The following is a 22678-nucleotide window of genomic DNA, read 5'->3' as shown; positions in this document are numbered from 1 at the left end:
CGAGGGCGGCTCAGGTCGGCCGATCCAGATCCTGGGCGGTGTCGGGCAGGGCGAAGGTATTGCGGTAGTGACGGATTTCGAGCAGGGCGATCTTGATGATGCTCGCCACCGGCACACCGATGATCATGCCAAGCACGCCGTAGAGTTTGCCGCCCATGATGATGGCCAGCAGCACCCAGAGGGGATGCAGGTTGGAATAGCGGGAGATCAGAATCGGAATCAGGATGAAGTTGTCGACGATGATCTGGGCGATGAGAAAATAGACAATGACGATCCACCAGAACTGACCGCCCATGCCGAGGTCGACCAGGGCGATGAGGATGCCGGGGACCATGCCGACAAGGGGCCCCACATAGGGAATGAGATTGGTGATGCCAGCGAAGATGCCGAGGATCGGCGTGTAGCGGATATCAGTGAAGGAAAGGCCGATGGTGACGACCAGGCCGATAATGAAGGCTTCGAGCAACCGCCCGCGGATAAAGTCGGCCATCTGCCGGCTGATGACCGAACTGAGGTCATGCACCATCTCGAAATAGCGGTTCGGACTCAGGGAAACGCAGGTACGCAGAATGAGATTGCCGTCCCGCAAAAAGAAGAAGGTGAAGATCGGCACCAGAATCAGCAGGCTGCCGATGCGCAGGGCCGATTTCGGCGTACCGACCAGAATCTGGGCGACAAACTGTTCGGCCAGGGTGCGGGCCCGGCCGGTGAGGTCGTAACTTTCGATATAGGGAAAGCGGCTCTGCAGGTTTTCCTGGGCGTCCCGGAGCAAGGTAATGAATTTGGCGGTGTAGCGGGGCAGGTCGGTGCGCAGGGAAATCCACATCTCCTGCCAGTGGGGGCTGAGCCAGCCGGCGGCAAGGAGCAGCAATATGGCGACCAGCAGGTAGACAAGAAAGATGCTCAGGGTGCGGCTGATGTTCTCCCGCTCGATGAACGCGACGATGGGGCCAAGGAGAAAGGAGGCGATCAGCGACAGCAAGAGCGGCAGGAAGAGCCCGCTGGTAGCGGTACGGATCAGGTCCAGAAAGGTCGAGGCCGAGGAAAAGAGCGAGAGCCCCACGGCAATGCCGGCGGCCAGGACGAAAAAGAAGAGGAGCAGGTGAACCCGGGTCAATTCTGTTTTCGGCGTCATGGCTACTTGTCACCCTCGGGATCGGCCGGTGGTGGTGAAAGACGCAGCGCCGTGCGCAGTTGGCGGATTTCCATTTCGGCGGCCTGCATGCGTTCGCTGAGGATGCGCGCCAAGCTGATGAGGATGGCGTTGGTCACGCTGGGGTGTTTCTTGGTCGCTTCCAGCAGGTCGGCGCGAAAGAGCCCGACCAGTTCGGTGTCTTCGAGGGTCCGGGCCGAGGCGGTCCGCCGCGCCGGGGCGAGCAGCGTCGCCTCGCCGAAGAAGTCCCCCGGGCCGAGCACCGCCAGCTGTTCCTTGTGGCCGTCAGGGTGACGGATGAAGATGGCGACCCGCCCCGAACGGACAGCATACATGCCGGTCCCCGGGTCTCCCGTTTCAAAGATGGTTTCGGCCGGGTCGTAACGCCGCGCATGGACGAGACTGGCGATGAAATTCACTTCTCGGCGGCCCAGGTCGGCGAAGATCGCCAGGCTGCGCAAAAAGGAGATGAGGGAGTCGGCTTCCGACTTCTTGTGGAAAATATTGCTCCAGAAGGGATTCACGGTCAACCTCCACAGGGTGGCGAAAATATTCGCAGATTATACCAGTCTGCAGGGATAAGACCAGAAAAAACCCCACTTCCCGACCTCTTGCCCGATTCCCCCAGGGGCCTTTCCCGCCACCGGAAAGGGTCGAGGCGTGGGGTGCGTTGACAGAAGATGGGGGCCTTGCTATGCTCACAGCAACTTTCGAGGAGAGTCCTGAATGAATCTTTATCGTTGCCAGATTTGTGGCGAGTCTTACATCGGTTCGGTCTGCCCCAGCGATTGCCCCTTTTGTGGGGCGCCCGGCAAGCATCTGGTTCCGGCGGACAATTACCAACCGGTGCCGCTCGGCGAAATTTCCCGCAAGAGCCGGGAAAATCTCGAGCGCGCCCTTGATCTGGCGGTGGGCAACGCCACCTTCTACCGGGGGGCCGCGCAGGTCGCCGATTCCGAGCGGGGACGGGCGCTCTTTTCCGCCCTTTCCCGTACCGAGACGGCCCATGCCGTACTCTTTTGCCAAATCCTCGATATTCCTTTGCCCGAGGAGCTTTCGGCCCCCGGCGAATGCTCGCCGTCACACAAAGAGAATCTGGCCGAGGCGCAAAAGCGCGAGTCCCGCGCGGTTCAGCTCTACACCCGGTTTATCGACGACGCGAGCGAAGAACGGGTCAAGCAGTTGCTTACCGCTCTGGTCGAAATCGAAACCGGTCATCTGGGCCTGGCCGGGTGAACCGGTCCGGTCACAAAGTGCACGTCAAGCCAGGGTTTGCCCTGGCTTTTTTCGTGGGGGCTTGGGGAGGAATCGAGTGAAGGATTTCGAGCTGAAAAAAATTCCCGACGTCCCGGGCGTCTATCTGATGAAAGGGGCGGAAGGTGCGGTTCTCTATGTGGGCAAGGCGAAACGTCTGCGCCAGCGCCTGCGCAGTTATTTTTCCGAAACCGGCGACGGGCGGGCGCAGATCCGCTTTCTTATGGCGCGGGTGCAAGAGATCGAAACGATCGTCACCGACACCGAAAAAGAAGCGCTGATCCTCGAAAACACCCTGATCAAAAAGCACCGCCCCCGTTACAACATCAACCTGCGGGACGACAAGACCTACGTTTCTTTACGTCTCGATCCCCGAGAAGACTTTCCCGCCCTGGAAATCGTGCGCCAGGTCCGACGGGATGGCGCCCTCTATTTCGGCCCCTTCTCTTCCTCTTCGGCGGTGCGCGAAACCCTCAAGGAGATCTACCGCATCTTCCCTCTGCGCCACTATCCCCTGGCCCGCTGCCGGGCGCGGGGCCGCCCCTGTCTCTTTTATCAGATCGGTCAATGCAGCGCACCCTGTCACGGTCGTATCGACGCGGCCGCCTACGGCGAGTTGGTCGACGGCGTGACGGCGCTCCTCTCCGGGCGCGAGAGCGAGGTCCTCGATCGGCTGCGGCGGCGCATGCTGGCGGCTTCCGGCGAGATGCGCTTCGAAGAAGCGGCACGCCTGCGCGACCAGATCCGCGCCATCGAGCAGACCGTGGAGCGGCAGAAGGTCGTGACTGTGGGCGGTGGGGATCAGGATGTCCTCGGCTGGCACCGGCAAGGGGGGGAGGTGGAAGTGGCCCTGCTCTTCGTGCGCCAGGGGCAGCTCCTGGCCCGGCGGGTCTACGCCATCGACTGGAAGTTCGATGAGGATGAGCTTCTCGGTGCTTTTCTCCAGGAATATTACAGCCGCGAGGTCGTCATCCCCGATCAGCTGCTGCTGCCGCGCCTGCCGCAAGGGGCGGAGTTGCTCGCCGAGTGGCTGAGCGAACGCAAGGGGCGCAAGGTCGAGGTGGTGGCGCCGCAGCGGGGGGCGCGCCGGGAGCTGGTAGCCCTGGCCGAGCGCAACGCGCAAGAATCCTTCCGTGAGCGGGGGAGCCGCCGGGAAGCGCGGGAGGCGGTGCTGGAGGGCATCCAGCGCGCCCTGCAGCTGCGCCGTTTCCCTCGGCGCATGGAATGCTACGACATCTCCAACGTGCAGGGAAGTCACAGCGTCGGGAGCCAGGTGGTGGCGCTCGACGGCGAACCGGCGCCGGGGGACTATCGCCAGTATCAGATCCGCTCGGTCGAGGGGAGCGACGACTACGCCGCCCTCGCCGAGGTGTTGCGGCGACGGCTGAGTCGGGGGCTGCGTGAAGAATCCCTGCCCGACTTCATTCTCATTGACGGCGGTAAAGGGCAACTCGGGGTGTTGACCGCGGTCCTCGCCGAACTGGAACTGGGCGAACGCATCGACTGCGCCGGCATCGCCAAGAGCCGAGTCCTCGCCAATGTCCGAGGCAAGGCCGTCGAGCGCAGCGAAGAACGCTTCTTTCTCCCCGGGCGCAAGAATCCGGTGCGGTTTCCGGCTGGTTCCCCCGAGCTGTTCATGCTCGAACGGTTGCGCGACGAAGCCCATCGTTTCGCCCTGAGCCAGCATCGCAAGCGACGCGGCAAAGCGCTCCTCGGTTCGGTACTCCTCGATCTGCCCGGCATCGGCCCGGCCCGGCGCAAGCTCCTGCTCAAGCACTTTGGCAGTCTTCGGCGGCTGCGGGAGGCCCCACTCGACGCGCTACTCGCCGTGCCGGGGTTCCCCGAAGAGCTGGCCCGCCGCCTCTTTGCTGTCTTGCGCGAGCAGGCGCCGCCCGAAGGGGCTAAAAGTGGCGATTGAAAAACCAAGGGCGGGACGATCTGCAGATCATCCCGCCCTTGGTTTATTGAGAATGCCGGATCGCTCTAGCCGCAGGTCTCCGCATGGTCCGCGTCAGCGGCATTGTGGTCGAGGAAGAGGCGCAGGCTCTTCATCTCGTCCTCGCTCATTTTGTCGAGGATTTCGGCCTGGTTGGGGTGTTTGGGTTTTTTGAAGAAGCGCCGCCATTGAGACCGGGTCTTTTCGGCGGGGCTCAGGGCTCCTCCCTCGCCCGATGCGGTATGGCAGGATTTGCAATTGGCTTGGAAAACCTCCTTGCCGACCTTGACGTTGACCGCGGCTCCGGCCGTGCCGAGGGTGAGAGAAAAGAGCAGGAGGGGGAGAAGGAAGAGGCGGAAGAAACGGGTCATTTTCGGGCTCCTTTTGCAGAAAATGAAAACATCGGCAGGCTACCGTTTTGATGATAGCAAGGATCGTGCCTTAACTCTTTGCTTGAGGGCGGTTTTGTTCATTGCTCAGCGGATGCCTGGTAAATGGGGTCGCGCAAACTCGGGCGGAAGTATGGCGGCGGTCGGCGATGGAGGGAACTCAGCCAAGATGCTGAATGCATGACGCGATTTCGCTGATGTCTATATCAGGCTCGCTCCTGTCGACCTGCTCCTGCCTTGACCATCTGCAACCCAGGGGAGAAGGGGGGATAGAAAGACGATGCTGGCGTGGAAAAGGTGGCGGGGTTGGTGGTTTTTTGGCCCGGATATTGCTGCAATAAGGCTGTTCAGGCTGTACGAGTCGAAACCTTGACGTTCGGGTTTGGTATTTTAGCAACAGACAGGGAGGATATCTGATGGCGACCCCGCAAAACCGTGGCAGCAGTTTACGAGGAAAACTCCTGGGATTGACCCTTTTTTCGGCCTTGGTCTTCCTGGCGTGCGGCGGTATCGCCTATTATGCCTTTTCCGTCACCCATGGGACGCTTCGCGATATCACCGAGAGTATCGTCCCTCGTCTGACGTTGATCGACCAGGTGAATGCCAAGGTCAATGCGGCACGCCGTTTCGAGAAAGAGTTTTTCCTTATCGCCGCTCTGGACCGGAAAGACGGCGCCCCTTCCGAAAAGGCCCTCGCCGGCCATGAGCAGCTGCGCGATACCTATCAGGAGATCGGCCGGATGCTGGCCGAACTGCAGACCATGGAAGGTCGCATGGCCCAAAGTACGGGGAGTTACGGCTTCGTCGATCGTTCCCAGGATGGTCGGCAGTTTCTCAAGCGCATTGAGACGGCGCAGCTCCAGACCCTGCAAAGACTCTCCCCCCTAGCCGAGGAAGTGCTGGGCGGTCGTTCCTATTTGGAGGCGGCCGAGGCCTATGCCGCCTATCAGGAGCAGGCCCAGGATCTGGAGGTCGCAACCCTCGGCTTTCGCGAAAAACTTCTTGAAACCTTGGCCGAAGAGCAGGCCCAAGTCGCCAGCTTCCGCACGACCATGAACCTGGCGCTGCCGGGAGCGGCGGCGGCTGCCCTGCTTCTCGCTCTGGGCATGGCGCTGCTCGTCTCGCGTCGGCTGGATGGCGTTCTGCAGCGACTGACCGCCGGTATTCAGGCCGTCGGCAAGGGGGAGCAGGAGATGGTGGAGGTTGCCGACGGCGGGGCCTTCGCCCCCGTTGCCGAAAGTTTCAACGACACCATGGCCCAACTCAAGCGCTACGTTCAGACCGACCAGGAACGGCAGATGACCGAGCAGAACCTGATCGGCTTCCTCGAAGTCGTCAGCGAGGCGGCCGACGGCGACCTGACGGTCAAAGCGCCGGTGACCGCCGACGCCTTCGGCTCGATCGCGGACGCCTACAACCTGATGGTGGAGAGCCTCGGCGAACTGATGAGCGAAACCCGCCAGCGTGCCGTTGAGGTCGGCAGCGAAACCCATAACCTGCTGCGGATCTTCCGCGATATGGAAGCGGGTGCCGAGGTCCAGGCGGGGAAGGTGCAGGAAGCGACGATGGCGGTCAACCAGACCTCCGATGCGACTCAAGAGATCGCCAACAAGGCCCTCCTCGCCCAGGAGGCGTCGTTGCGGGTGGACCAGGCGACCGGGCAGGGGAACGAGCTGGTCAACCGCAACATCGAGGGCATGCAGCTGATCCGCGTGACCGTGCAGGCGATCAACAAAAAGATGAAATCCCTCTCCGAGCGGCTGCTCGAAGTTGGCACCATTTCGGAACTGATTTCCGAAATCGCCACCCGCACCACCATCCTGGCGATGAACGCCTCCATCGAGGCTTCCCGGGCGGGGGAGCAGGGGCGGGGCTTTCTGGTCATCTCCGACGAAATCAAGAAGCTCGCCGACAAGTCTTCCGAGGCGACCAAGCAGATCGGCGGGATCATCAAAGCGATTCAGACCGAGGCCGGTGAAGTCACTTCCGCTCTCGAAGAAGAGACCCGCACCGTTGAGGAACAGACCCGCCTGGCCAAGGATACCGGCGAGTCCTTCGCCCGCATCGAAGAAGCCATCGGCGGTTCCAAGGCGGTGGTCGAGGAAATTACCCTCCTTTCCGAAAACCAGCGCAGCCTCACCAACGAGGCCGTGGGCTTCATGGAGGCGGTGTCGAGCCTGTCTTTGACTACCGGGGTCATGGTCAAGGATTCGGCCCATATCACCGAGGGTCTCAACGCCCTCTCCGAAAATCTCCTCACGGCTCTGGCCCAGTTCCGGCTGCCGGGCGAAGACGAGAATCTGGAAGAGCTCATGGCTGACGACGCGGTCGTCGATCTGCTCGAGCCAGCCGAAGCCGAAACCCTGGCAGAGGGCGCGGGTGTGGAAGAAGAGGACGATGATGAGCTGATCGACTTCGATGCCGTCCCCGGCGAATCCTTCGATCTGACGGAATCCCGCTGAACCGGATTCTCCCCGGGAGAACCCTCCACGTAAAAAACCGCCGGCCCCTGTTAGGGGACCGGCGGTTTTTTGTGGGTTTTTTGTGGTGAGCTTTGTCCGGGGAAATCCGGAACGACTCAGTGGACGGTGGCGCCGGCGAGATGGCGGCGGACGGTGGCGACTAGGTTTTCTTCTTCGAAGGGTTTGACCAGGTAGTCGCGGGCGCCCAGGGCCAAGGCTTTATCGCGGTGGGCCTGACCTGCTCGCGAGGAAAGAACCAGGGTCGGGATACTCTCCAGCAGGTTGCGTCGCCCGAGTTCGCCGAGCAGTTCGTAGCCGTGCATGAGCGGCATTTCCAGGTCGGTGAGGATCAGGTCGACCGGGATTTTTTCCAGTTCGGCGAGGGCTTCCAGCCCCTGGGTCGCGGTCACCACTTCGAAGCCGTGGGCGCGAAGAACCATGGAGGCGAACTTGCGCACGCTGAGGGAATCGTCGACCACCAGAATCCGCAGGGCCTCGTCCATGGACGGTGCCGCCACCGGTGCGGCGTCGGTGGCGCTGAGGGTTTCCTGATCGAGCAGGCGGGCCGGGTTGACCACCAGGCGCAGGGAGCCGTCGCCGGCGATGCTCGAACCGGCCAGGTGCGGCATCCCTTGCAGGAAGGGGCCGAAGGGTTTGATGACGGTATCTTCCTGGCTGATGATGGCATCGACCAAGAGGGCCAGATTCCGACCGGAGGCCTGGACGACGATGGCAAAGCGCTGCTGGGTCTGTCCCGGTTCGGCGGTGGCCGGCGGCAACCGGAAAACATTCTGCAGGTGGATGACGGGAATCGTCAGCTCGCGGTGGCTCAGCTCGGTGGGAGGATCTTCGGCGAAGGGGAGTAGGACGATCTCCTCCACCAGGTTGGTCGGGATGACGAAGGGCTGGTTCCCGCAGCGGAACTGGATGACGTTGATGATGATCAGTGACAGCGGCAGGGTGAGACGGATGCTGGTGCCGTGCCCCGGGTCGCTGAGGATGTTGATGGTGCCGTTCAGGGCACTGAGCCGGTCCATGACGACGTTCATGCCGACCCCCCGCCCGGAGGTGGCATCGGCCGTTTCTGCGGTGCTGAAACCGGGCCGGAAGATCATCTGCATCAGTTCGCTGTCGTCGATCGTCCCGTCGGCGGCGATAAAGCCCTTCTCCACAGCGCGGCGGCGGACCTTGTCGAGTTGGATGCCGCGTCCGTCATCCTTGATTTCGATTTCGATGGTGTTGCCCTTACGCCGGGCGCTCATCCAGATACTGCCGACTTCCGGCTTGCCCCGGCGCAGACGCTCTTCGGCGGGTTCGAAGCCATGGGCGACACAATTGCGCACAATGTGCAAGAGCGGATCGTAGAGACCGTCGAAAACCACCCGGTCGATCGCCGTATCGCCGCCGAAGACGAGCAGTTGCAAGGGCTTTCCCGACTCCCGCGAGAGTTCGCGGATGGTTCGGGTAAAGCGTTGGAAGAGGCTCTCCACGCGCACCGTGCGGGCGTCGGAGAGGCGCTCCTTCATGTTGACGACCATCCGGTCGAGACCTTCGACTTCGCCGGTGAAGCCGCCGAGAAAACCGCTCAGGCCGCGCAGGCCTTCGCCGATGTCGCTGGTGATCTCTTGAAGCTTGCGGGAGAAGAGATTGAGTTCGTCGTAACGGTCGAATTCCAGTTCGTCGAAATCATGGACCAGGCTGTCGCCGGCAACGATGCGTTCGGGCATGGCGTAAGCGTAACGGTCGGCAAAGGAACCGACCTCCCGCAGCAGGCGCTGCCCGGCGAATTCGATTTCCTCCTTCATGCGCTGCATGACCGTGAGCTGGTTCACTAGGTGAGTTTTGGCGACGGTGATCTCCCCCAGCAGGTTCATCATGCTTTCCAGCTTGTCGGTGCCGAGCCGGATGACCCCGGCGGGCGCTCCCCCCGGCGGCTCTTCCCGGGGGGGAGTCCGGCGTTCGAGACCGGCAAAGCCCGGTTGGTCGGCGCGGCGTTCCTCCACGGGGGGGGGCGGCACCGGTTTTCCCCCCGGCATTTCGGCGGCGGGGGCCGATCCGGGAGTCTGGTCGATAGCGGCCAGCAGGCTGTCGATCTGGGGAAGAACCCCTTCCGGTTCCGCTTCTCCGGCCATCGCCAGCCGGGTCAGCTCGCGAATGCGGTCGAGGGCGAAGAGCATGAAGTCGATACGCTGCCGGCTCACCGTCACTTTGCCGTCACGGATCGCTTCCATACAGTCTTCCAGGCGATGGCCGATCTGGCTGATGGTGGTGAGTTTGACCAGCCCGGCCGAGCCTTTCAGGGTGTGAGCGGCGCGGAACATTTCGTCGATGACTTCCGCCACCGCCTCAGGCGACTGCTCGATGCGCAACAGTCCCATTTCCAGCGCGGTAAAATGCTCGTCGGCTTCTTCGAAGAAAAAGGTGATAGCGCCGTGCGGAAGAGTGCCCATCAGTTCGCCCTGATTCCGTAACGAGGGAGGAAATCCCGCAGGTTGATGGTTTCGCCGGCGAATTCGGGAGCCAGCGCGGGGATGTCGTCGGTGATAAATGCCAACCGGTCCCCTCCCTGTTCGGCGATGACCAGGTGGCGATTGGCCAGAGGGCGGGGGGGGGTGCCGTGGATCGGATCGAGATCGACGACCGGCATGACCTGGCCGCGCAGGTTGAGCAGCCCACGAATGTAGGCGGGGGCCAGCGGCAAGGGAAAAACCTGGGTCAGTGAGCCGATTTCCACCATGTCGGCCATGGGGAGGGAGTAGCTTCTGCCGGAGACGTCGAATCGGCAGCAGATATTGATGACGGACGGCGCGCTCGGCTCGGCATCGCCCTCAAGGAGGGGCGTGAGCGATTTTGCCAGCTCCTCCATGCCGGCGGCCGGAGGAGCTTCGATCACGGGCGAAACGGGGGACGCCGGTTCCGCCGGCGGCGGCGCAAGGGGAGGACTTTCCTGGAGAGCCGGCGAGGGGGCCGAAGAGGGTACCGGCGCTAGCGGGACGCGCCGGAAGGGGGCGAAGAGCGCTCGCACCTCTTCGGCGGACTGGGGATCTTCCGTGCCGCCGCCGGCGACCTGTTCCACCTGTTGTTGAAGGTGGCCGAGGGCGCCGCGCAGCGCATCGAGAACGCGCGGCGGGGCGGTACGTCGTTGCCGCAAGAGCGCTGTCAGCAGCTCTTCCATCTGGCTGGAAATATCCCGCACCGTCGGCAGTTTGACGAGCGCGGCGGTCCCTTTGATGGTATGAGCAGCGCGGTAGGCTTCCTTGATCCCCTGGTCCCCGCAGTCCTCACCGGTCAGGGCCCGGTTCACGAGGGTGAGGCGCTGCCCGGTCTCTTCGAGAAAAACCGGCAGGAGTTTGCTGGCGATGTCACCCATGGCTTAACGTCCCCGGTATTCTTTGACGCGCAACAGGCCGACCTGTTTGAGAGAGTAGCAGATACGCTTGACTTCCAGGGCGTCGACCTGGGTGAGGGCAATGAGCTCTTCCAGGGTCTTGTGGCCGTCGATGACGGAGAAAACCTGCAGTTCGCTTTCGCTGAAATCGTACGATTCGAGGGCGTCCTCGTTGGTGATGAGGCGCATGAAGACGACGCTTTCGTCGCGGAATTCGACGGCGGCCTGCTGCTTTTCATCCTGCCGGCGCAGCCCTTCCATCAGCACGCTGATCAAGGGAACGCGGAAGCTGATGTCCTGAAGATTGAGGGGCAGCGGGTCGTTTTCGAGGAAAAAGGTGCCGTCCCGGACATCGAGAATGCCGCTGAAGGCGTCCTGGGCGTGACGGCGCAGGTAGCCCATCAACTCGGTTTCGAAGAGGATGTTTTTCTGTACCAGCAGCCGGCCGATGGGGATGTTGGCTTCGCGGGCCTCGCACATCAGCTTGTTCAGTTCGGCCGGATCCTCTGGAAGTCGGCCGTCCGCTCGGAGCAGGTCGGTGAGGAACTGGTGAGAAACCCCCTTGCGGCTGGCGGCGGCAAAGACGAAGTTGCCGTCTTCGATGAAGATTTCGCCGAAGACCGCCCGGGAAAAGACCGTCAGCCTTCCAGTGAGGCGGGAGTTGTAGGCGAAGTTGATGACGTCGGGCAGGGGAATCCGCTCCAGGTTGCCGGAAAAGACCAGGGTTTTTTTCGCGACCAGTCCCGTTTCGTAAAGGGTGTCGGAAAAGATGTTCTTGATCAGCAGCGGGAAATCCCGGTGAAAATAGTTCCGGATGGTTTTGTCGAAGCGCTCCTGAAAGGCGTCGAGCATCTCTTCCGTGGGGGGGGCGCCGGCGGTGGCCGGACTTTCGTCCCCCGCCGGACCTGGTGACGGCTGCGCGGCCAGCACCTCAGCAAGCTTCTTGATGAGATCTTCCGGTTCGAAGGGTTTGGTGAAGTAGTGAAGAACACCGAATTCCTTCTCGAAGGACTGTCCGACCGTCTCCCCCTGGGAGGAAATGAGGATCAGCGGAATGTTCTTCATGGCGTCGTCGGAACGCAGGGCCTTGCAGAAGGCATGGCCGTTCATCTTCGGCATGACGTAGTCGACCAGAATCGCCGCCGGATGTAGCTGGCGCGCCAGTTCCAGGCCCCGTTCCCCGTCCTCGGCGGTATAGACGGTGTAGCCGGCCTGGGTGAGGATGAGCTCCGAAAGGCGGCGGACGGTTTGCGAGTCGTCCACCACCAGAATTTTGATGTCCTTGGGTGTCATGGGGCCATCCGTCCTTTGAGGAAGTCCGTTATCCCGGGGGAATGGGCCTGCGCTTAGCGGCTCAGGATATCCATGGCCTTGGCCAGGGAAACCTTCATCCGTTTGAAGGCGTCGACCAGGGTTTTGATTTCGTCGTTACCCTGAGCTTCGAATTCCCGGTCCATCTTGCCGCGGCTGATGTCGTCGGCGACGGAGACGATGTTTTCGATCGGTTTGACGACGCTTCTGACGATGATCCGGTCCACGACCACAAGCGCCAGCAGGAAGAAGACGCTGAAGCCACCGGTGAAATAGGCGAGCTTGAGACGTGCCTGCTGGAGGGCAACTTCGACGGGGACATAGATGAAGCGGCCGCCGACCACGTCGCCGGCGACATAGCCGTACCCCGAACTTTTTCCGTAGCGGGCGACCATGTCCGGATGGGCGCGCTCGGGGGTGTCGTGACACCAGATGCAACCCTCGGCGGCGATCATCGGCGTGGCGATGGCGTAGAAGTTCTTGCCATCCCGCTCAATAAAGCCGCGCCACTGATCGCTGTCGCCCATGTCGAAGGCATCGATGGTCTTGCTTTCGAAGGCATCGGAATTGTTGGCCGGGTTGAGGGAGTTGGGGGAGGCGATGCGGAAGATGTATTCCGGGTAATTCTCCTGGATCATCTTGGATACTTCGGTGAGCATGACGATGCCGACGGTGGCTTCGGGGAAATAGATCTCCGGCAGTTGTTCGAGCACTTTCGGCCGGATCTGGGACGCCAGGTACTGCTGGGAGGCGCTCATGGCAGCGGAAAAAAGCTGGGTTTTTTCTTCCGCCTCACGAATAGTGTCCTGGCGCAGCACGTAGTAGCCGCCGCCGACGGCCAGAACCATGGAGATAAGGTAGACAATGGTGAGAATGGTCAGGATCCTTTTTCGGATCGTCATATTACGGAGCATGGGGTGCCCTCCTCAAGGTGTTTCGGGGGTGGTGAATGGGACGAAATCCCGGCATCAGTTCTGGTGGCGGCGGAGAAACTCCTCTTGTTGTTCCACGGGAACCTCCGCATGCAGCATGCTCAGGAAGGCCGCGTAGAGCTGGACCGACATCTCATTATCAGCGCTCCCGCCGATTTTTTCGAGGATCTTGCGGGCCAGCACCGTTCCCAGCGGTCCGACAATGTCGATAAAATCCTCGATCACCTGAGAGGTTTTTTCCGGCGAGACACTCCCCGAGCCTGAGACGACAACGGGCGGAACCGGAGGGGCGGCGCCGCTGGCCTCCTCGTTGGCGGGGCCGCCGGCTAAAGCCAGAAGCCTGTCGTTGATCGGAGCCGCCAGCTTCTTCCGGGCGGTGACGCCGGGAATGAATTTGGCCTTGCTCGGGGTCTTGCCAGCGATGAAATCGAGAGTTTCTTCCGGCATCATGTTACCGATGGAAAGATAGACCGCCTGCCCCTGTTCAATGCTGATTTTGCAGAGGTTTTCGATCTCGGCGAACTGCACGACCAGCTGTCCTGTTTCGTTGCTGCCGAGGTATTTGCTGAGCACCGCTACGAATGCATTCACTTGGCCCCCCCTAGATGTTTCTTGACCGCCAGGAGAATGTCAACCGGCTCAAAGGGCTTGGTGATATATTCGTCGGCCCCCTGCTTCATTCCCCAGAACTTGTCGCTTTCGCCAGATTTGGACGTGGTGATAATGATCGGGATATGGGAAAATTTCGGATCCTTTTTCAGTGCGCGGCAGACCTGAAAGCCGTTTTTTTCCGGCATGACCACATCGAGGATGATCAGGTCGACCGGGGTCGTACGCGCGATCTTTTCCGCTTCGAGGCCATTGTTTGCGATCAGGATCTCATGATTGGTGTCTTTGAGGATTTCCTGCAGAAAAGTCACTTCCGTAGCGCTGTCGTCGGCAACGAGGATTTTGGCCATGATTGCATGCTCCCAAATGAGTCAAGATGTCCGGTCGAGGGACGTGCTTGGTGAAAAGAAAAAGCCTCTTTTCCGTTTTTTGCAAATATCTTGCCATTTGTGCCAGAAGACGGGCGCGCATCTTCTAACCTCCCGGCCTGCCCGGGAAATGGCGAAATCTCTTGTGATAGATCGGCGCGGCACGGTCGCCGTTTTCTGGGTTTTGGCGACATTTTTTGGCGCACGCGCCAAAAAGCCGACAGGGGTGTGTCATCAGACCGGGTGTATCTTCAAGGGGCAGGGGGGCGCCATCGGTGGGAGGACTTTAAGATTGCTTTTTGCCTGGCAGTTTTGTTTAATCGGCATCGGGCCGAGGCCCTTTCGCTGAGGCATGGGAAGGTATCCGCCGGGGAGGCATGTATGGCAAAACTCACTTGTCCGAAAAAAATTCTGCTGGTCGAGGCGATCGGCTTCACCCTCATCATCCTTTTTCTGTGGTTGGACGAGGTTTTCGACCTGCCCAACAAGCTCTTCGGAGCCCCGCCGACACCGGTAAACAATCTCGAAAGCTGGTTTGAAACGGCGATCGTTGTGCTTTTCGCTATCGTGGTCATGTCCATTTCGGCTTCCCTGGCTCTACGCCTGCAACGGGCCGATACGGAAAAGGCCCGGCTGTTCGGCGTGATCGCCCATGATCTGCGCAGCCCCTTCACCAATCTGATCGGCAACGCCGAACTCTTGCGCAAGAATTTCACCGAGCTTTCCGAGGAAGATCGGCGCAGCCTCAGCGCCGGGATTTTCGAGGCAGCGGACAAGGCCCACGATCTGCTGGAAAATCTCCTTTGCTGGGCCGAGGTGCAGCTGGAGAGCGGCAACGTTCCCTCCCGCCGTCAAGAGTTGCGCTCCCTGGTCGACGGTGTCATCGAGCAGGTCGGCCTCTCCGCGACCCGCAAGCAGATCGTCATCAGCAACAATGTTCCGGAAGGATTGATGGTGACGGTCGATGAGACGGCGGTGCATTCGGTGCTGCGCAATCTGCTCAGCAACGCGATCAAGTTTTCCCATCCCGAAAGTTCCATCGAGGTCGGGGCCAAGGGGCGGGCGGGCAAGGTGCGGGTGAGTGTCGCCGACCGCGGCGTCGGCATGTCCCGGCGCGAGATCAAGAGCCTCTTCCACATGGGGACGCGACTTTCCAAACCGGGAACCTCCGGTGAGGCGGGGAGCGGCCTGGGGCTGTTGCTGGCCCACGAACTGGTGCGTCGTGGTGGCGGCAAGCTCAAGGTGCGCAGCGATGAGGGGAAGGGGACGGTTTTTCATTTCACCCTGCCGCGCGCCAAGGCGGCCCGACCCGGGAAGGCCGCTGCGGCCGCCGAGGCGGATGAGGAATGAGCCGCCTATAGCTCCCTGATGATCGGGGCCGATCCGGTAATGCCGGGTCGGCCCTTTCTTTTTTAAAATTTGTGAGGGGTGAGGAGTGAGGGGGATAGGCGTTAAGTCTCCAACAGGACCGGGCTTTTGATTTTTTCTCCTCACTCTCGCCCCCTCACTCCTAACAGATTCAGAATTTATCCGGCGGAAAGGTCGGTCAGTGGGGGGAGGGGGTGGCCGATCCGGTCGAGGAACTGGCTGGTGAGGCGGTAGGTGATCCCCCAGAGGAGGGGACGGCCGGAAGGAAGCAAGACCAGCGCCGGAGTTTCGCGCAGGCCTCCGTTCCAGTCGATCCGGGCCATGATGTGGCGCCCGGGGGCGCGCAACCGAGCCAGTGGCATATAGAAGTGGTGACTGACTTCATGATTGGGCCGCAGCGCCAGGGCTTCTCCCTCGGGCAGGCCGTAGACGCAGCAGGAAACCCGGACCGGCAGGTGCGCGCCGACGATGTCGTCGAGTGCGCCCAAGTAGTGGGCGCCGCTTAGGTCCAGAGCGATTTCTTCGCGGGTTTCCCGTTCCGCCGCCTGGCGGATGCCGCCGTCTGTCGGATCGATCCTGCCGCCGGGAAAAGCGAGATCCCCCGACCAGGGATCACGGGGATGGGCGGCCCGTTCGATGTAGAGGATTTCCGCGCCCCAGGCGCCGGCACGGAGGATGAGGGCCACCGCCGCATGCCCCCGCTCCGGTTCCACCTTCGACTGCGGCGGATAGGGGTTCAATGCCTGGCGAAAGCGCGTCAGTTGGTCGGGCCAGGAGGATGGAAGAGGCTGAGACATTGGATGTTTTCTCTGGCGTGGGTCAGGGTTGCGGGGTGCGGCGGGGAATCAGTTCGATCAGGGTGATTTCCGGCGGAGAAAAGACCCGGATCGGCGGACCCCAGGTGCCGGTGCCGCGGCTGGCATAGAGGAGCGCACCGGTGGTCAGGCGGTAGAGGCCGTTTTGCAGGGGGTATTCCAAAGCGGTCACGAAATTGAAGGGGACGATCTGCCCGCGATGGGCATGCCCCGAGAGTTGCAGATCGAAGACTTCCTCGCCGGGAGTGACCAGGGGGCGGTGTTTGAGCAGCAGGGTGAAATAGCAGCGATCGGCGGGATCGACCAGGGTGGCTTCGTCGACGCTATGTCCCCCCGCCGGATCGTCGACCCCCACCAGCATCAACGGCCCGACCCGCGTCGCCCGGTCGCGCAGCAGGGTGAAACCGCTTTTTTCAAGAAAATCCAGGGCCTGATCGAGACCGGCGTAATACTCGTGGTTGCCGGTGACGGCGTACTTTCCCAGGGGCGGGTTCAATCTCTGAAAAATAGCGGCCAGTCCGTCGAGATGGTCGAGACGGGCATCGACGATATCCCCGGTCGCCACCAGCAGGTCGGGTTTCAGTGCCTCGATCCGGCGGACCACCTGTTCGAGTTTGCCGTGGCGGTGCAAAAGGCCGAGATGGAGGTCGGAAATCTGGGCGATGCGCAGCGGTTGCGCGTCGGCGGGCAGTTTGTCGGTGGGAATGCTCAGGGTCTCGACGGTCAGGTTTTGGGCTTCGAAGACGCCGTAGATGCTCAGGAGCAGGGCCAGGGAGGGGATCAGCAGGGCGCAGCGCGGACCGTGGAGCTTCCAGTCGGCGAGGGCGGGGCGGCGGCGGGACAGGAGGGGCAGCAGCAGATCCCAGGCGAAGACCGCCACGAATCCTGCAAAGGTCAGGAAGATGAAAGCCATCCACGAATAGCCGACGATGGCCAGAAGCCGCGCCGAGCCTTCCAGGTCGAGACGTTCGAGAAGGCGCACCAGGATCGGCGCGGCGATCATCAGCAGCATGAAGAAGAGGACCGGGCGGCGGATATGCTCCCGTTTTACAAGCAGGGGGCGCATGCCGAGGTAGGCGAGCAGATGCATAGCGCCGTAGATGGAGAGAAAAATCGTCAGAAAGATGATCAGCCGGGTCATAGCGGAACTCCCCTCGGCGGATGAGTAACAGGCGGGGTGGGCGCGGATAAAAAAAGCCCCTGGCTTAAGACCAGGGGCTTTTCGACGAAGCCGTTGGCCGCTTACTCGACGGTAACCTTGCCATCCTCGATGATCAGGTCATACTGGTAGCCGTGGCCGAAGTCCTTGTCGGCGGTGAGAACGCCGCTGACCAAAACGGTGTCGCCGACATTCGCGGTGACGTTGGTGGTGATGGTCAGGTCGTTCGTCCCCTCGCCGCCGGTGCCGTCCTGCAGGTGAATCCAGTTTTTGCCCATGATGTCCGGGCTGAACTTGACCACTTTGCCGCGCACGGTGACTTCCTTGCCGGCGAGTTCGGCTTTGCCGGTGTAGATCTCTTCGATACTCTTGCCGCCTTCGGCCTTGGCAAGGCCGCTCAGGTCAACATCCTCGGCCTTGGTCGCGCTGATCGGCGGATGCCCGCTGGGCATTTCTCCGGTCGCGGGGGCGGCAACGGCAGCCATCCCTTCAGCGCCGCCGACCATGACGGCCGGGACGAAGTAGACCATGTCGAAATCGCGATTCAGGGTCTTGCTGTGATAGTTGGGCATCGGCATGCCTTCCGGAACGGCGACGCTGTCGCCAACCTTGACCTGAAACTCGGGAGCCGCCGCCCAGATCTTCTCGCTGCCGGTATCGACCTGAACGTAGGTATAACCGGCGGCATTCATGGTTTCCACGACGGTGCCGGTTTTGGCCTGTGAGGCCGGAGGGGCCGGCGTCTCGGCCTGGGCCTGGGGCGCCTCGGCGCTTTTCGGGGCTTCGTTTTTGCAGCCGGCTGCCAAGGTCAGGGCCAGGGCTCCGATGGACAGGTAGAAAAGGTGTTTTTTCACGGTTTTTCCTCCAATGGGGTTGGTCTTGCGGGCGTCGTGCCCGTGGTCGCGGTTTATCTTGCTTGGCTTTTCAGTATTGCGAAAGTTATCACAGGCAGGGGTGTGAAACAAGGGGCTTTTGGTCCCTTTCTATGTGCGCGAATGCACGTTCGTGACTTGCCTTTACGCTGAAGTGGAGTGCGTGCGAGAAGTGGCGTTTCCCGCTGTTGCATCCCTTGTTGGCTCGTGGCATGATCTGCCGATTTTCTATCTCTTAGGTACGGGAGGTTTTGCGGGCATGGTTCGTAACGATGATCTGGTGGCCATCTTTCATTCTATTCATCGGGTCATGAAGGCCGAGAAGGTGCTGAAGCAGGCCCGCGTCGACATTCTGCTGATTCCCGTCCCACGCCGGCTCAGCTCCGATTGCGGTCTGGCCATTCGCTATTCCGTCCTGTCCCGCCAGGAGGTGGAGGCGGTGCTGGAGCGAGAGCAGTTGCTTCCCGAAGAACTCTACCTCTTCCAGGACGGCGCTTTTCACCGACAATCCCCGTAAAAAGCCCTCGCAGCGCCCAGAGTTTTTCCTTGACAGAAAAACCGGGCTTCAACTATAGTCCCCATTTCGGCGTTCCCCCCAATCCCGATTGTGACCTTTTGCATGCTCGACAATCTTACCGAAAAGTTCGACTCGATTTTCAAGAAGCTGCGCGGACACGGGCGGCTGACCGAGGAGAATATCAAGGAGGCCCTGCGTGAAGTGCGTTTGGTTCTGCTTGAAGCCGACGTCAACTTCAAGGTGGTCAAGGATTTTGTTGAGGCGGTTCGGGAGCGGGCAGTTGGGCAGGATGTCCTCAAGAGCCTGACCCCGGCGCAGCAAGTCATCAAGGTGGTGCGCGACGAACTCGGCCGCCTGATGGGCGAAGGGGAAGACAACCGTCTCGACTTCGGGGGGCGTCCGCCGGTGGCGGTAATGCTCTGCGGTCTGCAAGGGGCCGGTAAGACCACTAGCTGCGGTAAGCTGGCGCTCAAGCTGCGCCGCGACAAGCGCAATCCCCTGCTGGTCCCGGCGGATGTCTATCGCCCGGCGGCCATCGATCAGCTCAAGACGGTGGGCCGGCAACTCGACATTCCTGTTTACGATAGCCAGCCCGACCAGGATCCCGTGGCGATCTGCGAGGCGGCACGCCGTTTTGCCGAGCTCAATGGTTACGATACCCTGATCCTCGACACCGCCGGACGCCTGCACATCGATGCGACGCTCATGGGCGAGTTGGTTCGGATCAAGGAGTCCCTCGCGCCCAAGGAAATTCTCCTGGTCGCCGACGCCATGACCGGCCAAGACGCGGTCAACGTCGCTGCCAGTTTTGATGAGCAGCTGAGTTTGACCGGTGTGATCCTGACCAAACTCGACGGCGACGCTCGTGGCGGCGCTGCCCTGTCGATCCGCGCGGTGACCGGCAAGCCGATCAAACTCGTCGGCCTCGGCGAGAAGATGGATGCTCTCGAGGTTTTCCATCCCGATCGCATGGCGCAGCGCATTCTCGGCATGGGCGATGTTCTCTCCCTTATCGAGAAGGCCGAGGCCGCCATCAGTCGGGACGACGCCGCCGCCATGGAACAGCGGCTGCGCAAGGAGGGCTTCACTCTGGAAACCTTCCGTGACCAGATGCAGTCCATCAAGAAGATGGGTTCCCTGGACTCGATGCTCAAGCTCATCCCCGGTGTCGGCAAGGCTCTCAAGCAGGCCCAGGGATCGCAGCTTCCCGATAAAGAGATGAACAAGATCGAGGCGATCATCAACTCCATGACCCCGGAGGAACGGCGCAACCATAAGTTGATCAATGGTTCCCGCCGTGTGCGCATCGCCAATGGCAGCGGCACCAAGGTGCAGGATGTGAATCAGTTGCTCAAGCGTTTCACCGAAGCGCAGAAGGTCATGAAGAAAATGCAGCAGCTCGGGCCGAAGGGTCTCAAAGGGCTGATGGGACGGGGCGGCGGTCTCCCTTTCTAATTCAATTTCGCGACCGGCGACGGCGCGATCAAGATATCCATAGATAGACCCAATCAACCAAAAACGGAAAATCCGTTCAGTACCAGGAGGAAAAAGATGGCGGTTAAGATCAGACTCGCCCGTGGTGGCGCCAAGAAAAAGCCTTTTTATCAAGTTGTGGTTGCCGATGAGCGTTGCCCCCGCGATGGCCGTTTTGTCGAAAACCTCGGCCAGTACGATCCCAAGCAGAATCCGCCGATGGTCAAGCTTGACGAGGAAAAGACTCTGGCATGGCTGAAGCAGGGGGCGCAACCGACCGAAACTGTGCGCCAGTTGCTGCGCGGCCAAGGGATCTGGGCGAAGTTCAAGGCTCCTGCCGGCGCCTGATTTGTGCCTGTCGCCGCCTCTTTTGTTTAACCGGCTTCGACGGCTGCTTTGTACGCAATGACGGATAAATCCTCCGAGTGGTTTGCGGTCGGTGCGATCGTCGCGGTGCATGGGTTGCGTGGCGACCTCAAGGTGCGGCCCTTGACGGCCGACTCCGACGCCCTGGTTTCCGCGAGCCGACTTCTGCTCGTGGACCGGAAAGGGCACCAGTTGCCGGTTGTTCCTCTGCGTGTCGTTGCGCATAAGGGGAACTATCTCTTGCGGCTGCATGGCATGGAGCACATCGACGCGGTCGAAGGTCTGGTCGGTCGGGAAGTGCGCATGCTTTACGAAGACCTGCCGGAATTGGCTGATGACGAGCATTACTGGCATCAGTTGCAGGGGCTTCGGGTCATTGATCGCCAGCGAGGGGAGCTGGGGCAACTGGACGATCTGCTTGCCACCGGCGCCCATGACCTTTATGTGGTGAACGGTCGCTTTGGCGAGGTGCTGATCCCGGCGGTTGGTCGATTTGTGCTCGATATCGATCTGGACGCAGGCGTCATGAGCGTTGACCTGCCGCAAGGCCTGGTAGCCGAAGTCGATGATCTTTGATGTCCTGACGCTCTTCCCCGAGATGTTCGTCTCGCCTTTCGCCGAAAGTGTTCTCGGTAAGGCGATCGATAAGGGACTGATTACCCTGCACGCGCATAACCTGCGGGACTGGGCCGAGGGTCGGCATAAGGTGGTGGACGACACCCCCTATGGCGGCGGTGACGGCATGGTGATGAAGCCGGAACCGGTCTGCCGCGCCTTGGATGCATTGCGTCAGCGCGCACCGGGCTCTCGGGTATTGCTCATGTCTCCTCAGGGCCGGCCTTTTTGTCAGGCGGAAGCTCAAAAGTTGGCGCGGGACCCGGGGCTGATTTTGGTATGCGGCCGCTACGAAGGTTTCGACGAGCGCATCCGTTCCCGGGTCGATGCCGAATACTCCCTGGGGGATTTCGTTCTCACCGGGGGGGAGCTGGCGGCGATGGTCATGATCGACGCCATTGCCCGGCTTCTGCCGGGGGTGCTGGGAAACAGCGGTAGTGCCGAAAGCGACTCCTTTTCTGACGGCCTGCTCGAATATCCCCACTATACCCGACCGGTGGAGTTCGAAGGGGAGCGGGTTCCCGATGTCTTGTTGTCCGGGAACCATAGCGAGATTGCCCGCTGGCGTCGCCAGCAGCAGTTGCGCCGGACACTAGAGCGGCGCCCGGAACTGCTGGGCAAAGCCTTTCTGAGCAAGGCGGATCAGGCTTTTCTCGCGTGCCTGCGGGATGAGTCCGGAGAGCGCACGCCGTGAGCGGGCAGCCGCTGGCGGTCGCCCTGGTCCATGCGCCGGTGCTTGATCGGCGGGGGGATCGGGTCGTTTCCGCCGTGACCAACCTCGATCTTCACGATATTGCCCGCAGCGCCCGGACCTACGGCGCGCGGCGCTTTTATGTGGTGACCCCGGCGCGGGAGCAGGTGGCCTTGGTCGAGCGGATAGCGCGCCACTGGTGTCAAGGACACGGCGCCGCCTATCATGCCGACCGGGCCGAAGCGCTGCGGCTGATTGAAACTGTTTCCAGTCTGGAGGCGGCCGTCACTGCCTGGGAAGAAGAACTCGGTCGGCCGGTGCGTCCGATCCTGACCGGTGCCGCGCGCCCTGACGGGATCAGCTTTGCAGCTTGCCGACAATTGCGCGCCGAACATCCGCTGCTACTGATTTTTGGTACCGGTTGGGGGCTTGCCCCCGAGATCTTCGAGCGGGGCTGGACGGTGCTGGAGCCGGTGCGCGGCGTCGCCGATTACAATCATCTCTCGGTGCGGGCGGCGGCGGCGATCATTCTTGACCGGTTGCACCTATCCTGAGAACGAGACTAAAAAATAACGTATATCAACCCTGTCCGCTCACACGAAAAACGACTAACGAATCCTGGAAAAGGATCTCTATAGAGGAGGAATTCATGAATATCATTGATCGTCTGGAGATGGAACAGATCCGCAAGAATATTCCCCAGTTCAAGGCCGGGGATACCCTGCGGGTTCACGTCAAGATCGTTGAAGGGGATAAACAGCGCATCCAGGTTTACCAGGGTGTCTGTATCAAACGAGTCAACCGCGGCGCCGGTTCGACCTTCACCGTACGCAAGATTTCCAACGGTGTCGGCGTGGAGCGGATTTTCTCCCTGCACTCCCCGGCGGTGGAAAAGATTGAAAACATTATGGTCGGCCGGGTGCGCCGGGCCAAGCTCTACTACCTGCGCAACCTGCACGGCAAGGCCGCTCGCATCAAGGAAAAGCGTCTCGCCTAAGCG

The 22678-nt window shown here is 61.2% G+C and carries 23 protein-coding genes; 11 read left to right on the top strand and 12 right to left on the bottom strand.

Annotated features, from left to right (window positions below; genetic code table 11):
• Positions 1-10: 10 nt before the first annotated feature.
• Positions 11-1135: an AI-2E family transporter gene (locus BQ4888_RS04860; protein ID WP_092054369.1), complete on the bottom strand. Its 1125-nt coding sequence runs from the start codon at positions 1133-1135 to the stop codon at positions 11-13.
• A gap of 2 nt (positions 1136-1137) precedes the next feature.
• Positions 1138-1677, bottom strand: coding sequence for a Crp/Fnr family transcriptional regulator (locus BQ4888_RS04855; RefSeq protein ID WP_170232958.1), 540 nt, complete (start codon positions 1675-1677; stop codon positions 1138-1140).
• A 202-nt stretch (positions 1678-1879) separates the two neighbouring features.
• Here BQ4888_RS04855 and BQ4888_RS17745 point away from each other — a divergent pair, with 202 nt between their 5' ends.
• Positions 1880-2389, top strand: coding sequence for a hypothetical protein (locus tag BQ4888_RS17745; RefSeq protein ID WP_240746409.1), 510 nt, complete (start codon positions 1880-1882; stop codon positions 2387-2389).
• Positions 2390-2465: 76 nt separating this feature from the next.
• Positions 2466-4325 (top strand): excinuclease ABC subunit UvrC, encoded by a 1860-nt coding sequence (gene uvrC / locus BQ4888_RS04850; protein ID WP_240746408.1) that lies wholly within the window; start codon positions 2466-2468, stop codon positions 4323-4325.
• Positions 4326-4390: 65 nt separating this feature from the next.
• Here the strand turns inward: uvrC and BQ4888_RS04845 are convergent, their stop codons facing one another.
• Complete coding sequence (locus tag BQ4888_RS04845) at positions 4391-4714, bottom strand: c-type cytochrome (protein WP_092054363.1); 324 nt, start codon at positions 4712-4714, stop codon at positions 4391-4393.
• A 434-nt stretch (positions 4715-5148) separates the two neighbouring features.
• On the opposite strand from BQ4888_RS04845, the gene BQ4888_RS04840 reads away from it, so the two are divergent.
• Positions 5149-7194 carry a methyl-accepting chemotaxis protein gene (locus BQ4888_RS04840; protein WP_092054360.1) on the top strand — a complete coding sequence of 682 codons (2046 nt, stop codon included), beginning with the start codon at positions 5149-5151 and terminating at the stop codon, positions 7192-7194.
• A gap of 116 nt (positions 7195-7310) precedes the next feature.
• On the opposite strand, the gene BQ4888_RS04835 is transcribed toward BQ4888_RS04840, so the two are convergent.
• The 6 genes from BQ4888_RS04835 to BQ4888_RS04810 are packed head-to-tail and all read right to left on the bottom strand — an operon-like array spanning position 7311 to position 13784.
• A complete protein-coding gene (locus BQ4888_RS04835; RefSeq protein WP_092054358.1) occupies positions 7311-9644 on the bottom strand; it encodes a hybrid sensor histidine kinase/response regulator in 2334 nt (777 codons plus the stop codon).
• Positions 9644-10564: a chemotaxis protein CheW gene (locus BQ4888_RS04830; RefSeq protein WP_092054356.1), complete on the bottom strand. Its 921-nt coding sequence runs from the start codon at positions 10562-10564 to the stop codon at positions 9644-9646. The genes BQ4888_RS04835 and BQ4888_RS04830 overlap by 1 nt, the downstream gene beginning before the upstream one ends.
• A 3-nt stretch (positions 10565-10567) precedes the next feature.
• A complete protein-coding gene (locus BQ4888_RS04825; protein ID WP_092054353.1) occupies positions 10568-11875 on the bottom strand; it encodes a response regulator in 1308 nt (435 codons plus the stop codon).
• Positions 11876-11928: 53 nt separating this feature from the next.
• The gene (locus tag BQ4888_RS04820) at positions 11929-12807 is read right to left on the bottom strand and encodes a c-type heme family protein (RefSeq protein ID WP_092054351.1); all 879 of its coding nucleotides are present in this window, start codon (positions 12805-12807) and stop codon (positions 11929-11931) included.
• Between the two features lie 54 nt (positions 12808-12861).
• Positions 12862-13416 carry a DUF8082 domain-containing protein gene (locus BQ4888_RS04815; RefSeq protein ID WP_092054348.1) on the bottom strand — a complete coding sequence of 185 codons (555 nt, stop codon included), beginning with the start codon at positions 13414-13416 and terminating at the stop codon, positions 12862-12864.
• Positions 13413-13784 carry a response regulator gene (locus BQ4888_RS04810; RefSeq protein ID WP_092054345.1) on the bottom strand — a complete coding sequence of 124 codons (372 nt, stop codon included), beginning with the start codon at positions 13782-13784 and terminating at the stop codon, positions 13413-13415. The genes BQ4888_RS04815 and BQ4888_RS04810 overlap by 4 nt, the downstream gene beginning before the upstream one ends.
• Before the next feature lie 399 nt (positions 13785-14183).
• On the opposite strand from BQ4888_RS04810, the gene BQ4888_RS04800 reads away from it, so the two are divergent.
• The gene (locus tag BQ4888_RS04800; RefSeq protein WP_092054330.1) at positions 14184-15152 is read left to right on the top strand and encodes a sensor histidine kinase; all 969 of its coding nucleotides are present in this window, start codon (positions 14184-14186) and stop codon (positions 15150-15152) included.
• 176 nt (positions 15153-15328) lie between these two features.
• Here BQ4888_RS04800 and BQ4888_RS04795 read toward each other — a convergent pair whose 3' ends face one another.
• From BQ4888_RS04795 to BQ4888_RS04785, 3 genes are all read right to left on the bottom strand, one after another.
• A complete protein-coding gene (locus BQ4888_RS04795; protein ID WP_092054327.1) occupies positions 15329-15967 on the bottom strand; it encodes an NUDIX hydrolase in 639 nt (212 codons plus the stop codon).
• A gap of 22 nt (positions 15968-15989) precedes the next feature.
• The gene (locus tag BQ4888_RS04790; RefSeq protein WP_092054325.1) at positions 15990-17126 is read right to left on the bottom strand and encodes a metallophosphoesterase; all 1137 of its coding nucleotides are present in this window, start codon (positions 17124-17126) and stop codon (positions 15990-15992) included.
• A 101-nt stretch (positions 17127-17227) separates the two neighbouring features.
• The gene (locus tag BQ4888_RS04785) at positions 17228-17998 is read right to left on the bottom strand and encodes a hypothetical protein (protein ID WP_092054323.1); all 771 of its coding nucleotides are present in this window, start codon (positions 17996-17998) and stop codon (positions 17228-17230) included.
• Positions 17999-18275: 277 nt separating this feature from the next.
• Between BQ4888_RS04785 and BQ4888_RS04780 the strand changes: the two genes are divergently transcribed.
• The 7 genes from BQ4888_RS04780 to rplS all read left to right on the top strand — a co-directional run bounded on the left by BQ4888_RS04780 (position 18276) and on the right by rplS (position 22675).
• Positions 18276-18533, top strand: a complete 258-nt coding sequence (locus tag BQ4888_RS04780; protein ID WP_092054320.1) for a putative Se/S carrier protein — start codon at positions 18276-18278, stop codon at positions 18531-18533.
• Positions 18534-18635: 102 nt separating this feature from the next.
• Positions 18636-19988: a signal recognition particle protein gene (ffh, locus tag BQ4888_RS04775; RefSeq protein WP_092054318.1), complete on the top strand. Its 1353-nt coding sequence runs from the start codon at positions 18636-18638 to the stop codon at positions 19986-19988.
• A gap of 96 nt (positions 19989-20084) precedes the next feature.
• Positions 20085-20354, top strand: a complete 270-nt coding sequence (gene rpsP / locus BQ4888_RS04770; RefSeq protein ID WP_092054316.1) for a 30S ribosomal protein S16 — start codon at positions 20085-20087, stop codon at positions 20352-20354.
• A 57-nt stretch (positions 20355-20411) separates the two neighbouring features.
• Positions 20412-20948: a ribosome maturation factor RimM gene (rimM, locus tag BQ4888_RS04765; protein ID WP_092054314.1), complete on the top strand. Its 537-nt coding sequence runs from the start codon at positions 20412-20414 to the stop codon at positions 20946-20948.
• Positions 20938-21681 (top strand): tRNA (guanosine(37)-N1)-methyltransferase TrmD, encoded by a 744-nt coding sequence (gene trmD, locus BQ4888_RS04760; protein WP_092054312.1) that lies wholly within the window; start codon positions 20938-20940, stop codon positions 21679-21681. The genes rimM and trmD overlap by 11 nt, the downstream gene beginning before the upstream one ends.
• On the top strand, positions 21678-22232 hold the full coding sequence (locus BQ4888_RS04755) for an RNA methyltransferase (protein WP_092054309.1): 555 nt from the start codon (positions 21678-21680) through the stop codon (positions 22230-22232). The genes trmD and BQ4888_RS04755 overlap by 4 nt, the downstream gene beginning before the upstream one ends.
• Before the next feature lie 95 nt (positions 22233-22327).
• Complete coding sequence (gene rplS, locus BQ4888_RS04750; protein ID WP_092054307.1) at positions 22328-22675, top strand: 50S ribosomal protein L19; 348 nt, start codon at positions 22328-22330, stop codon at positions 22673-22675.
• The last annotated feature ends 3 nt before the right edge of the window (positions 22676-22678 follow it).

The sequence above is a fragment of the Desulfuromonas acetexigens genome (genome assembly GCF_900111775.1).
In the GTDB taxonomy this organism is placed as follows: Bacteria; Desulfobacterota; Desulfuromonadia; order Desulfuromonadales; family Trichloromonadaceae; genus Trichloromonas; species Trichloromonas acetexigens.
Note: the sequence above shows the minus strand (reverse complement) of the source record. Positions and strands in the feature narration are given on the sequence as shown.

Bases quoted from the DNA above. Each gene is read 5' to 3' on its own strand.
- BQ4888_RS04860 (WP_092054369.1), bottom strand. From the start codon at position 1,135: ATGACGCCGAAAACAGAATTGACCCGGGTTCACCTGCTCCTCTTCTTT.
- BQ4888_RS17745 (WP_240746409.1), top strand. From the start codon at position 1,880: ATGAATCTTTATCGTTGCCAGATTTGTGGCGAGTCTTACATCGGTTCG.
- BQ4888_RS04845 (WP_092054363.1), bottom strand. From the start codon at position 4,714: ATGACCCGTTTCTTCCGCCTCTTCCTTCTCCCCCTCCTGCTCTTTTCT.
- BQ4888_RS04840 (WP_092054360.1), top strand. From the start codon at position 5,149: ATGGCGACCCCGCAAAACCGTGGCAGCAGTTTACGAGGAAAACTCCTG.
- BQ4888_RS04835 (WP_092054358.1), bottom strand. From the start codon at position 9,644: ATGGGCACTCTTCCGCACGGCGCTATCACCTTTTTCTTCGAAGAAGCC.
- BQ4888_RS04830 (WP_092054356.1), bottom strand. From the start codon at position 10,564: ATGGGTGACATCGCCAGCAAACTCCTGCCGGTTTTTCTCGAAGAGACC.
- BQ4888_RS04825 (WP_092054353.1), bottom strand. From the start codon at position 11,875: ATGACACCCAAGGACATCAAAATTCTGGTGGTGGACGACTCGCAAACC.
- BQ4888_RS04820 (WP_092054351.1), bottom strand. From the start codon at position 12,807: ATGCTCCGTAATATGACGATCCGAAAAAGGATCCTGACCATTCTCACC.
- BQ4888_RS04810 (WP_092054345.1), bottom strand. From the start codon at position 13,784: ATGGCCAAAATCCTCGTTGCCGACGACAGCGCTACGGAAGTGACTTTT.
- BQ4888_RS04800 (WP_092054330.1), top strand. From the start codon at position 14,184: ATGGCAAAACTCACTTGTCCGAAAAAAATTCTGCTGGTCGAGGCGATC.
- BQ4888_RS04795 (WP_092054327.1), bottom strand. From the start codon at position 15,967: ATGTCTCAGCCTCTTCCATCCTCCTGGCCCGACCAACTGACGCGCTTT.
- BQ4888_RS04790 (WP_092054325.1), bottom strand. From the start codon at position 17,126: ATGACCCGGCTGATCATCTTTCTGACGATTTTTCTCTCCATCTACGGC.
- BQ4888_RS04780 (WP_092054320.1), top strand. From the start codon at position 18,276: ATGGTTCGTAACGATGATCTGGTGGCCATCTTTCATTCTATTCATCGG.
- ffh (WP_092054318.1), top strand. From the start codon at position 18,636: ATGCTCGACAATCTTACCGAAAAGTTCGACTCGATTTTCAAGAAGCTG.
- rpsP (WP_092054316.1), top strand. From the start codon at position 20,085: ATGGCGGTTAAGATCAGACTCGCCCGTGGTGGCGCCAAGAAAAAGCCT.
- rimM (WP_092054314.1), top strand. From the start codon at position 20,412: ATGACGGATAAATCCTCCGAGTGGTTTGCGGTCGGTGCGATCGTCGCG.
- trmD (WP_092054312.1), top strand. From the start codon at position 20,938: ATGATCTTTGATGTCCTGACGCTCTTCCCCGAGATGTTCGTCTCGCCT.
- rplS (WP_092054307.1), top strand. From the start codon at position 22,328: ATGAATATCATTGATCGTCTGGAGATGGAACAGATCCGCAAGAATATT.